General features: G+C 43.6%; 26 protein-coding genes. All 26 read left to right on the forward strand.

Annotated elements, in window-relative coordinates; genetic code table 11:
• The 26 genes from rpmC to H6G77_RS21625 all read left to right on the forward strand — a co-directional run bounded on the left by rpmC (position 1) and on the right by H6G77_RS21625 (position 14,950).
• Positions 1-228: a 50S ribosomal protein L29 gene (gene rpmC / locus H6G77_RS21500; RefSeq protein WP_190588740.1), complete on the forward strand. Its 228-nt coding sequence runs from the start codon at positions 1-3 to the stop codon at positions 226-228.
• A gap of 6 nt (positions 229-234) precedes the next feature.
• Positions 235-483 (forward strand): 30S ribosomal protein S17, encoded by a 249-nt coding sequence (gene rpsQ, locus H6G77_RS21505; RefSeq protein ID WP_015113422.1) that lies wholly within the window; start codon positions 235-237, stop codon positions 481-483.
• Positions 484-522: 39 nt separating this feature from the next.
• Positions 523-891, forward strand: coding sequence for a 50S ribosomal protein L14 (rplN, locus tag H6G77_RS21510; RefSeq protein ID WP_062291728.1), 369 nt, complete (start codon positions 523-525; stop codon positions 889-891).
• Positions 891-1,235 (forward strand): 50S ribosomal protein L24, encoded by a 345-nt coding sequence (gene rplX / locus H6G77_RS21515; RefSeq protein WP_190673002.1) that lies wholly within the window; start codon positions 891-893, stop codon positions 1,233-1,235. The genes rplN and rplX overlap by 1 nt, the downstream gene beginning before the upstream one ends.
• Positions 1,236-1,332: 97 nt before the next feature.
• Positions 1,333-1,881: a 50S ribosomal protein L5 gene (gene rplE / locus H6G77_RS21520; protein ID WP_190588742.1), complete on the forward strand. Its 549-nt coding sequence runs from the start codon at positions 1,333-1,335 to the stop codon at positions 1,879-1,881.
• A 20-nt stretch (positions 1,882-1,901) separates the two neighbouring features.
• On the forward strand, positions 1,902-2,303 hold the full coding sequence (rpsH, locus tag H6G77_RS21525) for a 30S ribosomal protein S8 (protein ID WP_190588743.1): 402 nt from the start codon (positions 1,902-1,904) through the stop codon (positions 2,301-2,303).
• 93 nt (positions 2,304-2,396) lie between these two features.
• A complete protein-coding gene (gene rplF, locus H6G77_RS21530) occupies positions 2,397-2,945 on the forward strand; it encodes a 50S ribosomal protein L6 (protein WP_190588744.1) in 549 nt (182 codons plus the stop codon).
• 2 nt (positions 2,946-2,947) lie between these two features.
• Positions 2,948-3,310 carry a 50S ribosomal protein L18 gene (gene rplR, locus H6G77_RS21535; RefSeq protein ID WP_190588745.1) on the forward strand — a complete coding sequence of 121 codons (363 nt, stop codon included), beginning with the start codon at positions 2,948-2,950 and terminating at the stop codon, positions 3,308-3,310.
• Positions 3,311-3,416: 106 nt separating this feature from the next.
• Complete coding sequence (rpsE, locus tag H6G77_RS21540; protein WP_062291712.1) at positions 3,417-3,941, forward strand: 30S ribosomal protein S5; 525 nt, start codon at positions 3,417-3,419, stop codon at positions 3,939-3,941.
• 45 nt (positions 3,942-3,986) lie between these two features.
• Positions 3,987-4,433 (forward strand): 50S ribosomal protein L15, encoded by a 447-nt coding sequence (gene rplO / locus H6G77_RS21545; RefSeq protein ID WP_190588746.1) that lies wholly within the window; start codon positions 3,987-3,989, stop codon positions 4,431-4,433.
• A gap of 70 nt (positions 4,434-4,503) precedes the next feature.
• Positions 4,504-5,817 carry a preprotein translocase subunit SecY gene (gene secY / locus H6G77_RS21550; protein WP_190588747.1) on the forward strand — a complete coding sequence of 438 codons (1,314 nt, stop codon included), beginning with the start codon at positions 4,504-4,506 and terminating at the stop codon, positions 5,815-5,817.
• Positions 5,817-6,371, forward strand: coding sequence for an adenylate kinase (locus H6G77_RS21555; protein ID WP_190588748.1), 555 nt, complete (start codon positions 5,817-5,819; stop codon positions 6,369-6,371). The genes secY and H6G77_RS21555 overlap by 1 nt, the downstream gene beginning before the upstream one ends.
• Before the next feature lie 202 nt (positions 6,372-6,573).
• Entirely contained in the window at positions 6,574-6,798 is a 225-nt protein-coding gene (gene infA / locus H6G77_RS21560; protein ID WP_006276978.1) for a translation initiation factor IF-1, read from the forward strand.
• Positions 6,799-6,933: 135 nt separating this feature from the next.
• A complete protein-coding gene (gene rpmJ, locus H6G77_RS21565; RefSeq protein ID WP_015113411.1) occupies positions 6,934-7,047 on the forward strand; it encodes a 50S ribosomal protein L36 in 114 nt (37 codons plus the stop codon).
• 125 nt (positions 7,048-7,172) lie between these two features.
• Positions 7,173-7,553, forward strand: coding sequence for a 30S ribosomal protein S13 (rpsM, locus tag H6G77_RS21570; protein ID WP_062291702.1), 381 nt, complete (start codon positions 7,173-7,175; stop codon positions 7,551-7,553).
• Positions 7,554-7,607: 54 nt separating this feature from the next.
• Positions 7,608-8,003 (forward strand): 30S ribosomal protein S11, encoded by a 396-nt coding sequence (gene rpsK / locus H6G77_RS21575; protein WP_015113409.1) that lies wholly within the window; start codon positions 7,608-7,610, stop codon positions 8,001-8,003.
• A 336-nt stretch (positions 8,004-8,339) separates the two neighbouring features.
• The gene (locus H6G77_RS21580; protein ID WP_015113408.1) at positions 8,340-9,287 is read left to right on the forward strand and encodes a DNA-directed RNA polymerase subunit alpha; all 948 of its coding nucleotides are present in this window, start codon (positions 8,340-8,342) and stop codon (positions 9,285-9,287) included.
• Between the two features lie 33 nt (positions 9,288-9,320).
• Positions 9,321-9,671: a 50S ribosomal protein L17 gene (rplQ, locus tag H6G77_RS21585; protein WP_190588749.1), complete on the forward strand. Its 351-nt coding sequence runs from the start codon at positions 9,321-9,323 to the stop codon at positions 9,669-9,671.
• Between the two features lie 70 nt (positions 9,672-9,741).
• The gene (gene truA, locus H6G77_RS21590; protein ID WP_190588750.1) at positions 9,742-10,563 is read left to right on the forward strand and encodes a tRNA pseudouridine(38-40) synthase TruA; all 822 of its coding nucleotides are present in this window, start codon (positions 9,742-9,744) and stop codon (positions 10,561-10,563) included.
• 66 nt (positions 10,564-10,629) lie between these two features.
• Positions 10,630-11,085, forward strand: a complete 456-nt coding sequence (gene rplM / locus H6G77_RS21595) for a 50S ribosomal protein L13 (protein ID WP_190872695.1) — start codon at positions 10,630-10,632, stop codon at positions 11,083-11,085.
• Complete coding sequence (gene rpsI / locus H6G77_RS21600) at positions 11,085-11,501, forward strand: 30S ribosomal protein S9 (RefSeq protein ID WP_190588752.1); 417 nt, start codon at positions 11,085-11,087, stop codon at positions 11,499-11,501. The genes rplM and rpsI overlap by 1 nt, the downstream gene beginning before the upstream one ends.
• A 203-nt stretch (positions 11,502-11,704) precedes the next feature.
• Positions 11,705-11,944, forward strand: coding sequence for a 50S ribosomal protein L31 (rpmE, locus tag H6G77_RS21605; protein WP_190872696.1), 240 nt, complete (start codon positions 11,705-11,707; stop codon positions 11,942-11,944).
• Positions 11,945-12,061: 117 nt separating this feature from the next.
• Entirely contained in the window at positions 12,062-13,162 is a 1,101-nt protein-coding gene (gene prfA, locus H6G77_RS21610; protein ID WP_190872697.1) for a peptide chain release factor 1, read from the forward strand.
• A gap of 163 nt (positions 13,163-13,325) precedes the next feature.
• Complete coding sequence (locus tag H6G77_RS21615) at positions 13,326-13,826, forward strand: hypothetical protein (protein ID WP_190872698.1); 501 nt, start codon at positions 13,326-13,328, stop codon at positions 13,824-13,826.
• Between the two features lie 33 nt (positions 13,827-13,859).
• Positions 13,860-14,672, forward strand: a complete 813-nt coding sequence (locus H6G77_RS21620; RefSeq protein ID WP_190872699.1) for an Rpn family recombination-promoting nuclease/putative transposase — start codon at positions 13,860-13,862, stop codon at positions 14,670-14,672.
• A gap of 17 nt (positions 14,673-14,689) precedes the next feature.
• Positions 14,690-14,950: a hypothetical protein gene (locus tag H6G77_RS21625; protein ID WP_242049278.1), complete on the forward strand. Its 261-nt coding sequence runs from the start codon at positions 14,690-14,692 to the stop codon at positions 14,948-14,950.
• Positions 14,951-15,082 lie beyond the last annotated feature (132 nt).

The following is a 15,082-nucleotide window of genomic DNA, read 5'->3' on the forward strand; positions in this document are numbered from 1 at the left end:
ATGCCGCTTCCTAAGATTTCAGAAGCAAGAGAATTAAGTGACGAACAATTAGCTGCGGAAATTGCCGCCACTAAAAAACAACTGTTTCAGTTGCGCTTGCAAAAGGCAACCAGACAACTAGAAAAACCCCACCAATTCCGCCACGCTCGCCATCGCCTTGCCCAACTGTTGACAGTAGAGGGAGAGCGCAAACGGGCAGCAAGTCAAACTCCTAAAGAAGAGAACTAAGAGATTATGGCAATCAAAGAACGAGTTGGGTTGGTAGTGAGCGACAAAATGCAAAAAACGGTGGTAGTTGCCATCGAAAACCGCGCTCCCCATCCCAAATACGGCAAGATTGTAGTGAAAACCCGCCGCTATAAAGCTCATGATGAAGAAAACAAATGCAAAGTGGGCGATCGCGTGCGGATTCAAGAAACCAGACCCCTGAGCAAAACCAAACGCTGGCAAGTCACAGAAATCCTCAACACTAAAAACTCATAAGTTGTTACTTCACTAACAACTGCACAAGGGAGACCAATTGTGATTCAACCCCAAACTTACTTAAATGTGGCAGATAACAGTGGCGCACGGAAACTAATGTGTATCCGGGTGTTAGGTGCTGGTAATAGCCGTTACGGTTTTATCGGCGATCGCATTATTGCTGTTGTCAAAGATGCCATCCCCAACATGGCTGTGAAAAAATCAGATGTTGTGGAAGCTGTGATTGTTCGCACCCGCCATAACATTCGTCGTGATAGCGGTATGACTATTCGCTTTGATGATAACGCCGCCGTGATCATCAATAAAGAAGGTAATCCTAGAGGTACACGGGTATTTGGCCCAGTAGCACGGGAACTCCGCGACAAGAACTTTACTAAAATTGTTTCTCTGGCTCCGGAGGTGCTGTAATGCCTATCCAAAAGGAAAAAGTATTCTATAAAATGCACGTCAAAACTGGTGACACCGTGCAAGTAATTGCCGGCAAAGACAAAGGCAAAGTTGGCGAAGTGATTAAAGCATTGCCCCAACTGAGCAAAGTCATTGTTAAAGGTGTCAACATTAAGACCAAGCACGTTAAACCCCAACAAGAAGGGGAATCTGGACGGATTGTAACTCAAGAGTACCCAATCCACAGTTCTAACGTGATGCTCTATTCCACCAAACAAAATGTCGCTAGTCGCGTTTGCTACACCTTTACCCCCGAAGGCAAGAAGGTGCGAAAACTCAAAAAAACTGGCGAGATTATTGATTAAGGATGAAGCTGAAAGCCTGAAGTATAAATATTACTTATTTTATCTTCATCCTCTATAATCTTCCCTGACCAAGCCCAGGGATCTCAGGACAAAAACTATGGCGACAACAAGACTCAAAACTTTATATCAAGAGACAATCGTCCCGAAACTCACAAATCAGTTTCAATACACCAACGTTCATCAAGTACCGAAGTTGGTCAAGGTAACTGTGAACCGAGGTTTGGGCGAAGCAGCACAAAATGCTAAGGCTTTGGAAGCTTCTATCAACGAAATTGCGCTCATTACTGGTCAAAAACCCGTAGTGACAAGAGCGAAAAAAGCGATCGCAGGCTTTAAAATTCGCCAAGGTATGCCCGTCGGGATTATGGTCACACTCAGAGGCGAGAGAATGTATGCTTTCCTCGACCGCTTGATCAGCTTGACACTACCAAGAATTCGTGACTTTCGTGGTATTAGCCCTAAAAGCTTTGACGGCCGTGGTAACTATACTCTCGGCGTAAGAGAACAGCTAATCTTTCCAGAAGTCGAATACGATAGCATTGATCAAGTTCGTGGTCTGGATATTTCGATTATTACTACAGCAAAAAATGACGAAGAGGGCCGCGCTTTACTCAAAGAATTGGGAATGCCCTTTCGCGATCAATAAGTTCATCTAAAGAGGGAACGATGGCGGCTAACGACACAATTGCAGATATGCTGACGCGCATCCGCAATGCCAATATGGCAAGGCATCAAACAACACAAGTGCCAGCCACTAAAATGACCCGTAGTATTGCCAAAGTACTACAAGAAGAAGGATTCATTTCAGAATATACAGAAGCCGAAGAAGGCGTAAAACGGCACTTGGTGATTGCCCTAAAATACAAAGGGAAAAATCGTCAGCCTTTGATTACTGCCCTCAAACGGATCAGTAAACCTGGTTTACGTGTTTATTCCAACCGAAAAGAACTACCCAGAGTATTAGGCGGTATCGGTATTGCCATTATTTCTACCTCCAGTGGCATTATGACTGACCGTGAAGCTCGCCGTCAGAATTTGGGTGGTGAAGTACTTTGCTACGTCTGGTAGTCATTAGTCATTTGTCATTAGTCATTGGTCATTAGTAAAGGACAAAGGACAAAGGACAAATAACAAAGGACAAATAACAAAGGACAAAAGATCATGTCTCGTATTGGTAAACGACCAATTACTATTCCCGCCAAAGTGCAAATCACAATTGATGGCACTAAGGTTGTGGTCAAAGGCCCCAAAGGTGAGCTTTCACGGGATTTACCTGTTCAAGTAACAGTGAGCCAGGAAGGCGAAACCTTACAAGTAGTTCGTAAAGATGATTCCCGTACCTCTCGCCAAATGCACGGTTTAAGCCGGACATTGGTAGCCAACATGGTAGAGGGAGTTTCCCAAGGTTTTCAACGTCGTTTGGAAATTCAAGGGGTTGGTTATCGCGCCCAAGTACAAGGACGCAACCTGGTGTTAAACATGGGTTTCAGTCACCAAGTACAGATTGAGCCACCAGATGGTATTCAGTTTGCCGTAGAGAATAACACTAACGTCATCGTTAGTGGTTACGACAAAGAAATAGTCGGTAATACAGCCGCTAAGATTCGTGCCGTCCGACCACCAGAACCCTACAAAGGTAAAGGTATTCGCTATGCGGGTGAAGTAGTCAGACGCAAAGCTGGTAAGACCGGAGGTAAAGGTAAGAAATAAACATGAAACTTACTCGTAGAGAATCCAAACAGCGCCGCCACCGCCGCGTTCGTGGCAAGGTAAACGGCTCTCCCGAACGCCCACGCCTATCCGTATTTCGTTCTCACCAACATATTTACGCCCAAGTAATTGATGATACTCAGCATCATACTTTAGTGGCAGCATCAACTTTAGATGCAGAGTTAAAAGCAAATTTAGCTTCTGGCGCTAACTGCGAAGCCTCAGCCCAAGTTGGTAAGTTAATCGCAGCCCGCGCATTAGAAAAGGGCATTACAAAAGTAGTTTTTGATCGTGGTGGTAACATATACCACGGCCGCATCAAAACACTAGCGGATGCTGCACGCGAAGCTGGTTTAGATTTTTAAAGTCATTAGTCATTAGTCATTGGTCATTGGTCATTAGGTAAATGACAAAGGACAAGTGACAACTGACAAATGACAATTGACAAATGACATTTAGAGAGCATGAATTATGGCAACAGGTCGTCGTAAAGCTAACCGCGCAAAAAAAGAAGAAACTAACTGGCAAGAGCGCGTCATCCAAATCCGACGGGTGAGCAAGGTAGTTAAGGGTGGTAAAAAACTCAGCTTCCGTGCCATTGTCGTTGTTGGGAACGAACGCGGTCAAGTCGGTGTGGGAGTAGGTAAAGCCTCAGATGTTATCGGTGCTGTGAAAAAAGGCGTAGCCGATGGCAAAAAACATCTCATTGACATTCCGATTACCAAATCTAATTCCATTCCGCATCCCATTGATGGCGTTGGTGGTGGTGCAAAAGTCATCATGCGCCCAGCCGCACCTGGTACCGGTGTAATTGCTGGTGGTGCTGTGCGGACTGTATTGGAATTAGCCGGAGTTCGCAACGTTCTTGCTAAACAACTTGGTTCTAACAACCCACTCAATAATGCTAGAGCCGCAGTTAACGCTTTATCTACCCTGCGTACTTTGGCGGAAGTTGCTGAAGACCGTGGTATCGCTATTGACAAACTCTACATTTAGTAGAGCTTCACTCACCGAGTTCTTGTAAACAATACAAATAACATCATGAGACTCAACGATGTTAAGCCCCAAAAAGGCTCTAAAAAACGCCGTCGCCGTGTAGCCAGAGGTATTTCTGCTGGTCAAGGTGCCAGTGCTGGTCTAGGTATGCGGGGTCAAAAATCTCGCTCTGGTAGTAGCACCAGACCAGGGTTTGAAGGTGGTCAACAGCCATTGTACCGCCGGATACCCAAGCTGAAAGGCTTTCCACTTGTGAATCGCAAGATTTACACTACGATAAATGTAGAGAAGTTAGCCTCTCTTCCTGCCAACACAGAAGTAACATTGGAATCCTTAAAAGCAGCCGGGATTTTAACCTCTGCCAAAGGGCCATTGAAAATTTTGGGTAATGGGGAATTGAACGTTGCCCTCAACGTCAAAGCGGCAGCTTTCACAGGTCAAGCTCGTAGCAAAATTGAGGCAGCTGGAGGAAGTTGTGAAGTTTTAGGGTGAAGCCCAACCGCGCACTTAAATACCTGCCAACTCCCTTCCAGTGCCTGGTTCACGACAAAGGTAGCACTCTATGATCAGTCGAGATAAAGCCCCAACGGCTCAAGAAACTTTTATGCAGATGGCACAAGCAGCTGGGCTAAGAGGCAGGCTGCTTGTTACTGTCGGTATTTTAATTTTGGTTCGCCTAGGTATCTTTTTACCTGTACCGGGAATTGACCGAGCTAGATTTGCTGAAGCAATTTCCGGCAACAATTCTATCTTCGGTTTATTGGATATCTTTTCTGGGCGGGGACTTTCTACTTTGGGAGTCTTTGCTTTAGGGATTCTGCCCTTTATTAATGCGTCCATTATCATCCAATTGCTGACTGCGGCTATCCCATCTTTAGAAAATTTACAGAAAAACGAAGGCGAAGCAGGAAGGCGGAAAATTTCGCAAATTACCCGCTACGTGACTGTAGGTTGGGCAATTATCCAAAGTACGGCTTTTTCTGCCTTATTTTTGCAACAATTTGCTTTAACTCCTGGACCGCTATTTGTAGCTGAAACTGCGATCGCTCTCACCGCAGGTTCTATGTTTGTTATGTGGGCATCCGAACTGATCACAGAACGAGGTATTGGCAATGGTGCATCATTGTTGATTTTTGTCAACATTGTTGCTTCGCTACCCAAATCTCTAGGCGACACCATCGACTTAGTACAAGTTGGCGGTCGAGAAATCGTGGGTCGGGTAATTGTGCTGGTGTTGGTCTTCTTGGCCACCATCGTGGGCATTGTCTTTGTGCAGGAAGGTATTCGCCGCATCCCCATCATTTCAGCTCGTCGTCAAGTAGGTAGAAGAGTTTTGGCAGAACAGCGTAGTTATCTACCCCTGCGGCTCAACTCTGGTGGTGTGATGCCAATTATTTTTGCGGCTGCCATTTTGAGTTTGCCATTACTCATTGCCAACTTTACAAAAAATCCTGACTTGGCGAACATCGTCAATACCTATCTCAGCCCTGGTGGTTCTGCACCTTGGGTGTATGCCTTGGTGTATTTAACTTCCATTGTTTTCTTTAGCTACTTCTACTCTTCATTGATTGTCAACCCAGTTGATGTAGCTCAAAACTTGAAAAAAATGGGATCGAGTATTCCTGGGATTCGTCCAGGGAAAGCAACCAGTGAGTATATTGAGCGAGTTATTAACCGCTTAACTTTTTTGGGAGCTATCTTTTTAGGCTTGGTTGCGATTATTCCTACCGCCGTGGAAAGTGCGTTGAAAGTACCAACCTTCAAGGGACTGGGTGCTACTTCATTGTTAATTCTAGTTGGTGTGGCAATTGACACCGCAAAACAAGTCCAAACCTACGTTATTTCTCAGCGTTATGAAGGAATGGTGAAACAATAGTGACGCGACTAATCTTCTTGGGGCCACCGGGTGCGGGCAAAGGAACTCAAGCTCAGGTTTTGGCAGAACACCTGCATATCCCTCATATTTCCACTGGTGAAATCTTGAGGCAAGCCATGAAAGAGCAAACTCCTTTGGGAGTCAAAGCTCAAAGTTACGTTGATAGCGGTGAGTTGGTTCCTGATCAATTGGTGCAAGATTTAGTGGAGGAACGTCTAGGTCAATCAGATGCCAAATCCGGTTGGATTTTAGACGGTTTTCCTCGCAAAGTGACGCAAGCAGCTTTTTTAGAGGCATTGTTAGCGAAAACTGCTCAAGGTGGCGAAAGAGTAGTTAACTTAGATGCACCAGATGACATTGTAATTTCACGGTTACTGGCTAGAGGAAGAAAAGATGATACCGAAGAGGTGATTCGTCGTCGTCTAGAAGTGTACCGGAATGAAACTGCACCTTTGATCAACTACTATAGTGAACGCCAAAGGCTATTAACAGTCAATGGTAATCAATCCCAAGAAGAAGTCACTAGTGAATTGAAACAAATTTTAGTTTCCTAGCTGGAGATGTAGGAGTAGTTATGGGGAATCATAAAATTCACCACTCACTACTCCCCATTCTTCACTGAACTCTGGCAAGAGTATGCTGATCGATTTTAGCTAAGATATATTAATAAACTGTTGATATATTTCTCAAATTGTGTTCTGTTGCAGATAAAAGCTGCCAGCGAACCGAAAACTGTTGAGTTGAGGAACAAAAAAGTTGTCTAAACAAGATTTGATTGAAATGGAAGGTACGGTTACTGAGTCCTTGCCAAACGCGATGTTTCGTGTAGACCTGGACAATGGTTTTAACGTACTGGCACACATTTCTGGAAAAATTCGCCGCAACTACATCAAGATTTTGCCAGGCGATCGCGTCAAGGTTGAACTCACTCCCTATGACCTGACAAAAGGCCGAATTACCTATAGATTGCGGAAAAAATAATTAAATCCAGAAAAAACTAGTTATATGTGAAGGATCTTACCATAAAATCAACTTGTTGGGAGATTCTCATTTACTTAACTGTAATATTTTTCTAGAAATGCTATAATTTTATATTTGGAGTCAATTAAGAAAGGCATGAAAGTTCGAGCCTCTGTCAAAAAAATTTGCGAAAAGTGTAACGTGATTCGCCGTCGTGGTCGCGTTATGGTGATTTGCTCTAACCCCAAGCATAAACAACGTCAAGGATAACACTCTCAGTATTGGGAAGTTAACCGTGACTAGGAAAAAATCACCAAAAAACCCCTAGATGTGGCATATCAATCACCCACATCTTAACCAAGAGAAATTGCGAGAACAACAGGGAGAGATTTATTGTGGCACGTATTGCCGGCGTAGACCTGCCACGCGACAAGCGCGTAGAGATTGGTCTAACTTACATTTATGGAATTGGATTATCAAGGTCGCAGGAAATTCTGGCGGCTACAAGTGTCAATCCAGACACTCGTGTGAAAGACTTAAGTGATGCCGATGTCGCAGCCCTACGTGCAGAAATAGAAAGTAACTATCAAGTAGAAGGTGACTTGCGACGCTTGGAAGGGATGAACATCAAGCGTCTAATTGACATCGGAACCTACAGAGGTCGCCGTCACCGCATGGGTTTACCAGTTAGAGGACAAAGAACTCGTACTAATGCTAGAACCCGTCGTGGTAGAAGGCAGACAGTAGCTGGTAAGAAGAAGGCTCCTGGCAAATAATTGTTCATTGCTTGCTCAACAGAGCAAGTTTTTCCTTAAATTAACTAAACAAATATGGCGAGACAACCAACTAAAAAAACTGGGAGTAAAAAGCAAAAGCGGAACGTACCCAACGGACTTGCTTACATCCAATCTACTTTCAACAATAGCATTGTCACAATCACTGATCAAAACGGCGATGTTATTTCCTGGGCAAGTGCTGGTTCCAGTGGTTTTAAAGGAGCCAAAAAAGGCACTCCCTTTGCAGCCCAAACTGCTGCTGAAAGCGCCGCCCGTCGTGCTATTGACCAAGGAATGCGTCAAATTGAAGTGATGGTCAGTGGCCCTGGTGCTGGTAGAGAAACTGCGATTCGCGCACTGCAAGGAGCAGGGCTGGAAATTACCCTGATTCGGGATATTACCCCAATTCCTCACAATGGTTGCCGTCCACCAAAGCGCCGTCGAGTCTAGATAAAACTTGTTGGGTAACAAATACCAGAAGTTGCAATGAAAAATTCACTTGTCATAGCTACTAAAGTCTTGGTTTTTAGCTATCAAGCAGAGTAAATAGTAAATAACTTCTGGATGCTTGGGTGGTAAAAAGCAAGTTAGCTCTTCCTAGAGGGAGAGCTGCTGCACTATCCGCAACACCATATTAATTATGGATAATCGCCCACAAGCTTCATCAGCAGGTCAGCTACCCCACTGGAGTTGGGTAATTTGATCAGCCGGAAGCAAGCCGAGGGCAGAAGTAAATTGAATAGGCAATTAATTGTTAGCAGCACCTTAATTAAGGGAGGCTACTCCGTGGCGCAGTTTCAAATTGAATGTGTAGAGTCAAGTACAGAAGAAAGTCGGAGCCATTACAGCAAGTTTGTCTTAGAACCCCTAGAGCGTGGTCAAGGTACAACTGTGGGTAATGCACTGCGGCGGGTGTTGTTGTCCAACTTGGAAGGAACAGCCGTGACCGCAGTGCGAATTGCAGGTGTTACACATGAGTTTGCTACAGTTCCTGGTGTGCGGGAAGACGTGCTAGAAATCTTGATGAGAATGAAAGAAGTTATTCTCAAAAGTTACTCTTCTCAACCCCAAATTGGCAGATTACTCGTTACCGGGCCAGCAACAGTCACAGCCGCTCATTTTGATTTGCCTAGTGAAGTTGAAGTTGTTGATCCTACCCAGTATGTTGCGACTCTCGCTGAGGGCGGTAAGCTGGAAATGGAATTTCGCATCGAACGCGGTAAGGGTTATCGTACCGTAGAACGAGGGCGGGAAGAAGCCACTTCTTTGGACTTTTTGCAAATCGACTCAGTATTTATGCCAGTGCGAAAAGTCAACTATAGTGTTGAAGAAGCCCGTGCAGATGGCTCGATTACCAAAGACAGACTGTTATTAGAAGTTTGGACAAATGGCAGTGTCTCTCCCCAAGAAGCACTATCCTCAGCTGCCAGTATTTTGGTAGATTTATTCAACCCACTGAAGGACATTTCGTTAGAACCAACAGATATTGGTTCTGATGTTCCAGACGATCCAACTGCTCAAATTCCCATCGAAGAATTGCAACTTTCTGTGCGGGCATACAACTGTCTCAAACGCGCACAAGTTAATTCTGTGGCAGACTTATTGGATTTTACCCAAGAAGATTTGCTGGAAATCAAAAACTTTGGTCAAAAATCGGCGGAAGAGGTGGTAGAAGCGTTGCAACGACGCTTGGGTATTACCTTACCGCAGGAAAGAAGCTCCAAACACAGCTAAAGCAAAACCTTTCATAGTTCATAGTCCACTATTATGCGTCACCGTTGTCGGGTTAAAAAACTTGGTAAACCAGCTGACCAGCGTCGCGCTCTGTTGCGTACCTTAACCACTGAGCTAGTTCGTCATGGTCGAATTACCACCACTTTGATTAGAGCGAAAGCTTTGCGGAGTGAAGTAGATAAAATGATTACCTTAGCGAAAGACGGCTCCTTAGCATCTCGTCGGGCAGCTTTAGGTTACATATACGACAAGCAACTGGTTCATGCTTTGTTTGAACAAGCTCCTACTCGGTATGCTAATCGTAGTGGTGGTTACACCCGGATTCTTCATACCGTGCCTCGGCGTGGAGACAATGCCGAAATGGCAATTATTGAACTGGTCTAAGTCATTAGTCATTAGTCATTGATCAAACTGAACAAATGACAAAGGACGAGTGACAAAGGACAAAATCTGTATGTTAGAAATTGACCAGCCGCAACAAACTCAAAGAGTTGCCTTGGTAATTCAATACCTAGGTACTCATTTTCATGGCTGGCAAAGGCAAAAGGGGCAGCGTACAGTCCAAGAAGAAATCGAAACAGCGATCGCGACTATTCTTGGTCATCATGTCACACTACATGGTGCAGGACGCACTGATGCTGGTGTTCATGCTGCTGCACAAGTAGCCCACTTTGATGCTACAGGTTTAATTCCGGCTCAGAAATGGGCAACAGTTCTCAACAGTTATCTGCCACAAGACATCATAATTAGGGCTTCAGCACCCGTAGGTAACGCTTGGCACGCCCGTTTTAGCGCGGCTTATCGGCGATACCGCTACACGATATACACTGAAAAACGACCAAATTTGTTCGTTAAACCCTTTAGTTGGCATTATTATCATGAGCCACTGGATGAATTATTAATTCAGTCTGCCATGAAACCTCTGTTGGGCAAGCATCATTTAGCAGCTTTCCATCGAGCAGGTTCCAAGCGAAAACATTCTTGGGTAGAAGTACAAGCCGCCCAATGTCATCGTAGCGGGTCACTGCTCCATCTAGAAATTCAAGCAGATGGATTTTTATATGGCATGGTTAGACTGCTGGTGGGAATGCTAGTACAAGTAGGTGCTGGACAGCGCACCCTGGCGAACTTCACCGAAATTTGGCAAGAAGAACGCCGAGAAGAAGTAAAATATGCCGCACCTGCTCAGGGTTTATGCTTGTTGCGCGTCGGCTATCCTGATTTTCCTTTTTCTTGTGATATTTGGTACGATACCCAGCCCAAATTTAGTTTTTAGTCATTGGTCATCAGTCATTACTCAATGACGAATGACAAAGGGCAAAATAACAAAGGACAAACACAAATGAGTAAAACCTACCTTCCGCCTCAAGCTTCACTTGAGCATGATTGGTACTTAGTAGATGCTACTGACCAACGTCTTGGTCGCCTCGCTACCGAAATCGCTATGATTCTTCGAGGCAAAAAGAAACCGGAATATACACCTCACATGGACACTGGTGACTTTGTGATTGTGATTAATGCCGAGAAAATCGCAGTCACAGGTAAAAAACGGACGCAAAAATTATATCGTCGCCACTCTGGCCGTCCTGGTGGGATGAAGACCGAAACTTTTGCCAAGCTGCAACAGCGCATCCCCGAACGGATTCTTGAACATGCTGTTAAAGGTATGCTTCCTAAAAATAGCTTGGGTCGGCAGTTGTTTACCAAGCTCAAAGTTTATGCAGGGCCGACTCATCCCCACGCAGCTCAACAACCTAAAGAATTAAAGATTAGTACAATTCCTGGAGAAGAAAGTTAATGGTAGTAGCAGAAGCCAATAGCGGTCGTGCCGTTTACTGGGGTACTGGCCGCCGTAAATCCGCAGTTGCACGAGTCCGCCTTGTGCCTGGTAGCGGTCAATTGACAGTCAATGGCAAGCCTGGAGATTTATACTTCCAGTTCAATGCGAATTACTTGGGAGTGATTAAAGCTCCTCTGGAAACCCTTGGCTTGGAAAGCGAATATGACATTTTGGTGAAAGCTGAGGGTGGTGGCTTGACTGGTCAAGCTGATTCTATCCGTTTGGGTGTGGCTCGTGCTTTGTGTCAATTAGACCCAGAAAATCGCTCACCCTTAAAAACCGAAGGTTATCTCACCCGCGATCCCAGAGCAAAAGAACGCAAAAAATACGGTTTGCACAAAGCTCGCAAAGCTCCTCAGTACTCCAAACGATAAGGGATTGGGTCTTGGGAATTGGGTAATTTTTGTAGTCCCTAGTACAACAAGGCAAAAGTAAAAAGTCAAAAGGAAAAAGAAAGAATAGTGATACCACAAGCCTTTTAGCCATTCCAAATGATCTGTTTATTTCCGCCGATCTGTACTAGTCTCTAGATTCCACTGAAAGTTATAATTTATATAGATTCACCACAAAAGGAACAATGGCTAAACCTGATATTCATCCCCAGTGGTATCCAGAAGCTAAAGTCTACTGCAACGGTCAAGTTGTGATGACTATTGGTTCTACCAAGCCAGAATTGCACGTAGACGTTTGGTCTGGAAATCACCCTTTTTATACTGGTACTCAAAAGATTATCGATACCGAAGGTCGCGTAGAACGCTTCCTGCGGAAATACGGCAAGTCAAGCGAGCAAGGCTCCGGCGACAAAAAGAAAAAGTAGCGGTTTGGCTCTGCTGTTAACGACGACCCTGCGAATGCTGGGTCGATTGTCATTTTTTGAGCCAAGTTGTTATTTGAAGGAGCGAATGCGCTCAACGCACACTTCGTGAACGCACTTATGGCTGAAACATACCTGCTGGAGAAACTTAAATCTGTTGAACAAACCTTTAATGAATTGACACGCCGCCTAGCCGACCCTGATACTGCTAAAAATCCTGATGAGTATCAGCAAGTAGCTAAGGCTCGTTCTTCTTTGGAAGAGGTAGTGAATACCTATGAAACTTGGAAAACAGCCCAAGCCGATTTAACTGGGGCGCGTCAAGTTTATAAAGAAGCAGCCAGTGACCCAGAAATGCAAGAAATGGCCGCACTGGAAGTTAGTGAACTGGAACAAAAAATAGAATACTTAGAAACCCGCTTAAAAGTATTATTACTGCCCCGCGACCCCAACGATGAGAAGAATATCATGTTGGAAATTCGCGCTGGGACAGGTGGTGATGAAGCGAGTATTTGGGCTGGTGATTTGATGCGGATGTACACTCGCTACGCGCAAACTCAAGGTTGGAAAGTTTCGCTGGCGAGCGAATCTTTGGGAGAAATGGGCGGTTGGAAAGAAGTCATTCTGGAAATTAAAGGTGACAACGTTTACAGCCAGTTAAAGTTTGAAGCTGGAGTGCATCGCGTACAGCGTGTACCAGTCACAGAAGCTGGGGGACGGGTGCATACTTCAACCGCTACTGTTGCAATCATGCCAGAAGTGGATGATGTAGAAATTCACATCGACCCCAAAGATATTGAAATGACGACGGCTCGTTCTGGCGGTGCTGGTGGACAAAACGTCAACAAAGTGGAAACAGCCGTTGACTTGATGCACAAACCCACAGGAATCAGAATTTTCTGTACGGAAGAGCGTAGCCAGTTGCAAAACAAAGAACGGGCGATGCAAATTTTGCGGGCGAAACTGTATGAAATGAAGTTACGCGAACAACAAGAAGCTGTAACTTCGATGCGGCGATCGCAGGTTGGGACAGGATCACGATCGGAAAAGATTCGCACTTATAACTATAAAGATAACCGCGTTACCGACCACCGCTTAGGTCAAAACTTCTCCTTAAACCCTGTTCTGGAAGGTGATTTAGAGACAGTAATTCAATCTTGTATCTCTCAAGATCAGCAAGAACGTTTGGCAGAGTTAGCGGCTTCCGGTACAATGAACTAATTTTGAGCTTGAGAATTAATTTGATTACAAACCGTCTGGGGTGTTGCAATGTTTAACACACTAGACGGTTTTTTAATCTGAATTGATTTCCGCAAATATACATAAGTTACGCACATATAAATAGTTTTAAAATGGTGAGCATCAAATTTTTATAGGTGCAGCTATGTCATTGTTACGGAACGAACCTTTAGATTGGCAATCTCATCCAGAAACATCTTATATACCTGTTTATCATAAAGGTAGTTTAGTTGGTTTCTTTAAGCAAGAATATGTGAATGAAATTCTTTATTTTTTAAATGAAGAAGAAGTTTTAAAAAAAGCTCTCAAAAAAGCTTGTGGTGATTTACTAAAAAAGACTGGTGGCGATATAACTAAGGTTAATTATTTAGTACAAAAATATATAAAAGTTAGTGAACGTCCTAAATATGGAACGAGAGCGATCGCGCTTTTACTACAAGAGCGACAAAAAGAACTTGACCTTAACAATCAAGAATTTGTCAAATTCTGCGATACCTTTAAAATCTCTCCTACCGAACTCAGTAGTATTTATGCTGGAGAGCCGATTGATGATAGTTTATTAGCGCCAATCTCACGAGTATTAGGGATAACTAGAGAGCGTGTACAAGAAGTTAGAGATGGTGTAGAAGCCCAAAAAAGTACATAATTAGCTATTAACATTATTTCCTTTGTTCAATCTGTGAAAACAGACAGTATATTTTATCGCCTGTTTCAAGAATTTCCCGATATCTTCTTTGAACTCATTGGTGCTTCTCCAGAAAATACTGAATACTATCAATTTTCATCAGTTGAGATCAAACAAACAGCCTTCAGAATTGATGGTGTGTTTCTACCTGTACAAAATGAGGAAAAGCATATTTACTTTGTAGAGGTACAGTTTCAAACTGATGATGATTTTTATTCACGACTGTTTGCCGAAATTTGTTTATATTTACGCCAAAATCGACCGCCAAATAACTGGTGTGCAGTGGTTTTATATCCTAGCAGAAGTGTAGATACACAAGATATAAAACATTACCGAGAATTTTTTGAAAGTCAGCGAGTCCGATGTATTTATTTGGATGAATTAGGCGATGCAGCATCACTACCAATTGGTATAGCAACAATCAAGTTAGTAATTGCTGATACCAACGCAGCAATCATCGAGGCTACGGAATTAATTACCAGAACAAAACTTGAGTTAACATATCAACGCCAACAACAGCAATTATTACAATTAATAGAGACGATTCTGATTTACAAGTTGCCGAACATGAGTAGAGAGGAAATACAGAATATGTTTGGATTAAGCGATTTAAAGCAAACGCGATTTTATCAAGAAGCTTTTCAGGAAGGCAAAGAACAAGGTAGACAGGAAGGTAGACAGGAAGGTCAACGCCAAGAAAAGTTGAGAATGGTCTCTCGCCTTTTGAGGTTGGGTTTGACTATGGAACAAGTAGCGGCGGCACTTGATTTAAGTATTGAAGAAGTACAACAAGCTGCACGAAATTAATCAGTAATCAAAGAAAAATGCAGGCTATGTTTGAATTAGGCGATTTAAAGCAAACGCGATTTTATCAAGAAGCTTTTCAGGAAGGCAAAGAACAAGGTAGACAGGAACGTATAGAAGAAGGTAGGCAGGAAGTTAGACAAGAAGGTATAGAAGAAGGTAAACGCCAAGAAAGGTTGAGAATTGTCTCTCGACTTTTGAAATTGGGTTTTACTGTGGAACAAGTAGAGGCGGAACTTGATTTAAGTATTGAAGAAGTACAGCAAGCTGCACAAAATTAATCAGTAATCAAAATTAAGCGATGTCTGGGTTTGATTGTGACTTCTTGGGAAGAATTATTGGTTAATTTTTGTTAATATTGGACACGGTGTTGGTACTTCGTCCTTAACCATCAATTTCCTACCCTGAGAGAA

Origin of the sequence: Aulosira sp. FACHB-615 (assembly GCF_014698045.1) — a bacterium.
Classification (GTDB): domain Bacteria; phylum Cyanobacteriota; class Cyanobacteriia; order Cyanobacteriales; family Nostocaceae; genus Nostoc_B.

Coding starts and splice junctions, on each gene's coding strand:
- rplQ (WP_190588749.1), top strand. CDS start 9,321: ATGCGTCACCGTTGTCGGGTTAAAAAACTTGGTAAACCAGCTGACCAG.
- rplE (WP_190588742.1), top strand. CDS start 1,333: ATGGCGACAACAAGACTCAAAACTTTATATCAAGAGACAATCGTCCCG.
- rplF (WP_190588744.1), top strand. CDS start 2,397: ATGTCTCGTATTGGTAAACGACCAATTACTATTCCCGCCAAAGTGCAA.
- rpsK (WP_015113409.1), top strand. CDS start 7,608: ATGGCGAGACAACCAACTAAAAAAACTGGGAGTAAAAAGCAAAAGCGG.
- rpsI (WP_190588752.1), top strand. CDS start 11,085: ATGGTAGTAGCAGAAGCCAATAGCGGTCGTGCCGTTTACTGGGGTACT.
- rplM (WP_190872695.1), top strand. CDS start 10,630: ATGAGTAAAACCTACCTTCCGCCTCAAGCTTCACTTGAGCATGATTGG.
- rpsE (WP_062291712.1), top strand. CDS start 3,417: ATGGCAACAGGTCGTCGTAAAGCTAACCGCGCAAAAAAAGAAGAAACT.
- H6G77_RS21625 (WP_242049278.1), top strand. CDS start 14,690: ATGCAGGCTATGTTTGAATTAGGCGATTTAAAGCAAACGCGATTTTAT.
- prfA (WP_190872697.1), top strand. CDS start 12,062: ATGGCTGAAACATACCTGCTGGAGAAACTTAAATCTGTTGAACAAACC.
- rplR (WP_190588745.1), top strand. CDS start 2,948: ATGAAACTTACTCGTAGAGAATCCAAACAGCGCCGCCACCGCCGCGTT.
- rplX (WP_190673002.1), top strand. CDS start 891: ATGCCTATCCAAAAGGAAAAAGTATTCTATAAAATGCACGTCAAAACT.
- rpmC (WP_190588740.1), top strand. CDS start 1: ATGCCGCTTCCTAAGATTTCAGAAGCAAGAGAATTAAGTGACGAACAA.
- rpsQ (WP_015113422.1), top strand. CDS start 235: ATGGCAATCAAAGAACGAGTTGGGTTGGTAGTGAGCGACAAAATGCAA.
- truA (WP_190588750.1), top strand. CDS start 9,742: ATGTTAGAAATTGACCAGCCGCAACAAACTCAAAGAGTTGCCTTGGTA.
- rpsH (WP_190588743.1), top strand. CDS start 1,902: ATGGCGGCTAACGACACAATTGCAGATATGCTGACGCGCATCCGCAAT.
- rpmE (WP_190872696.1), top strand. CDS start 11,705: ATGGCTAAACCTGATATTCATCCCCAGTGGTATCCAGAAGCTAAAGTC.
- rplO (WP_190588746.1), top strand. CDS start 3,987: ATGAGACTCAACGATGTTAAGCCCCAAAAAGGCTCTAAAAAACGCCGT.
- rpmJ (WP_015113411.1), top strand. CDS start 6,934: ATGAAAGTTCGAGCCTCTGTCAAAAAAATTTGCGAAAAGTGTAACGTG.
- H6G77_RS21615 (WP_190872698.1), top strand. CDS start 13,326: ATGTCATTGTTACGGAACGAACCTTTAGATTGGCAATCTCATCCAGAA.
- secY (WP_190588747.1), top strand. CDS start 4,504: ATGATCAGTCGAGATAAAGCCCCAACGGCTCAAGAAACTTTTATGCAG.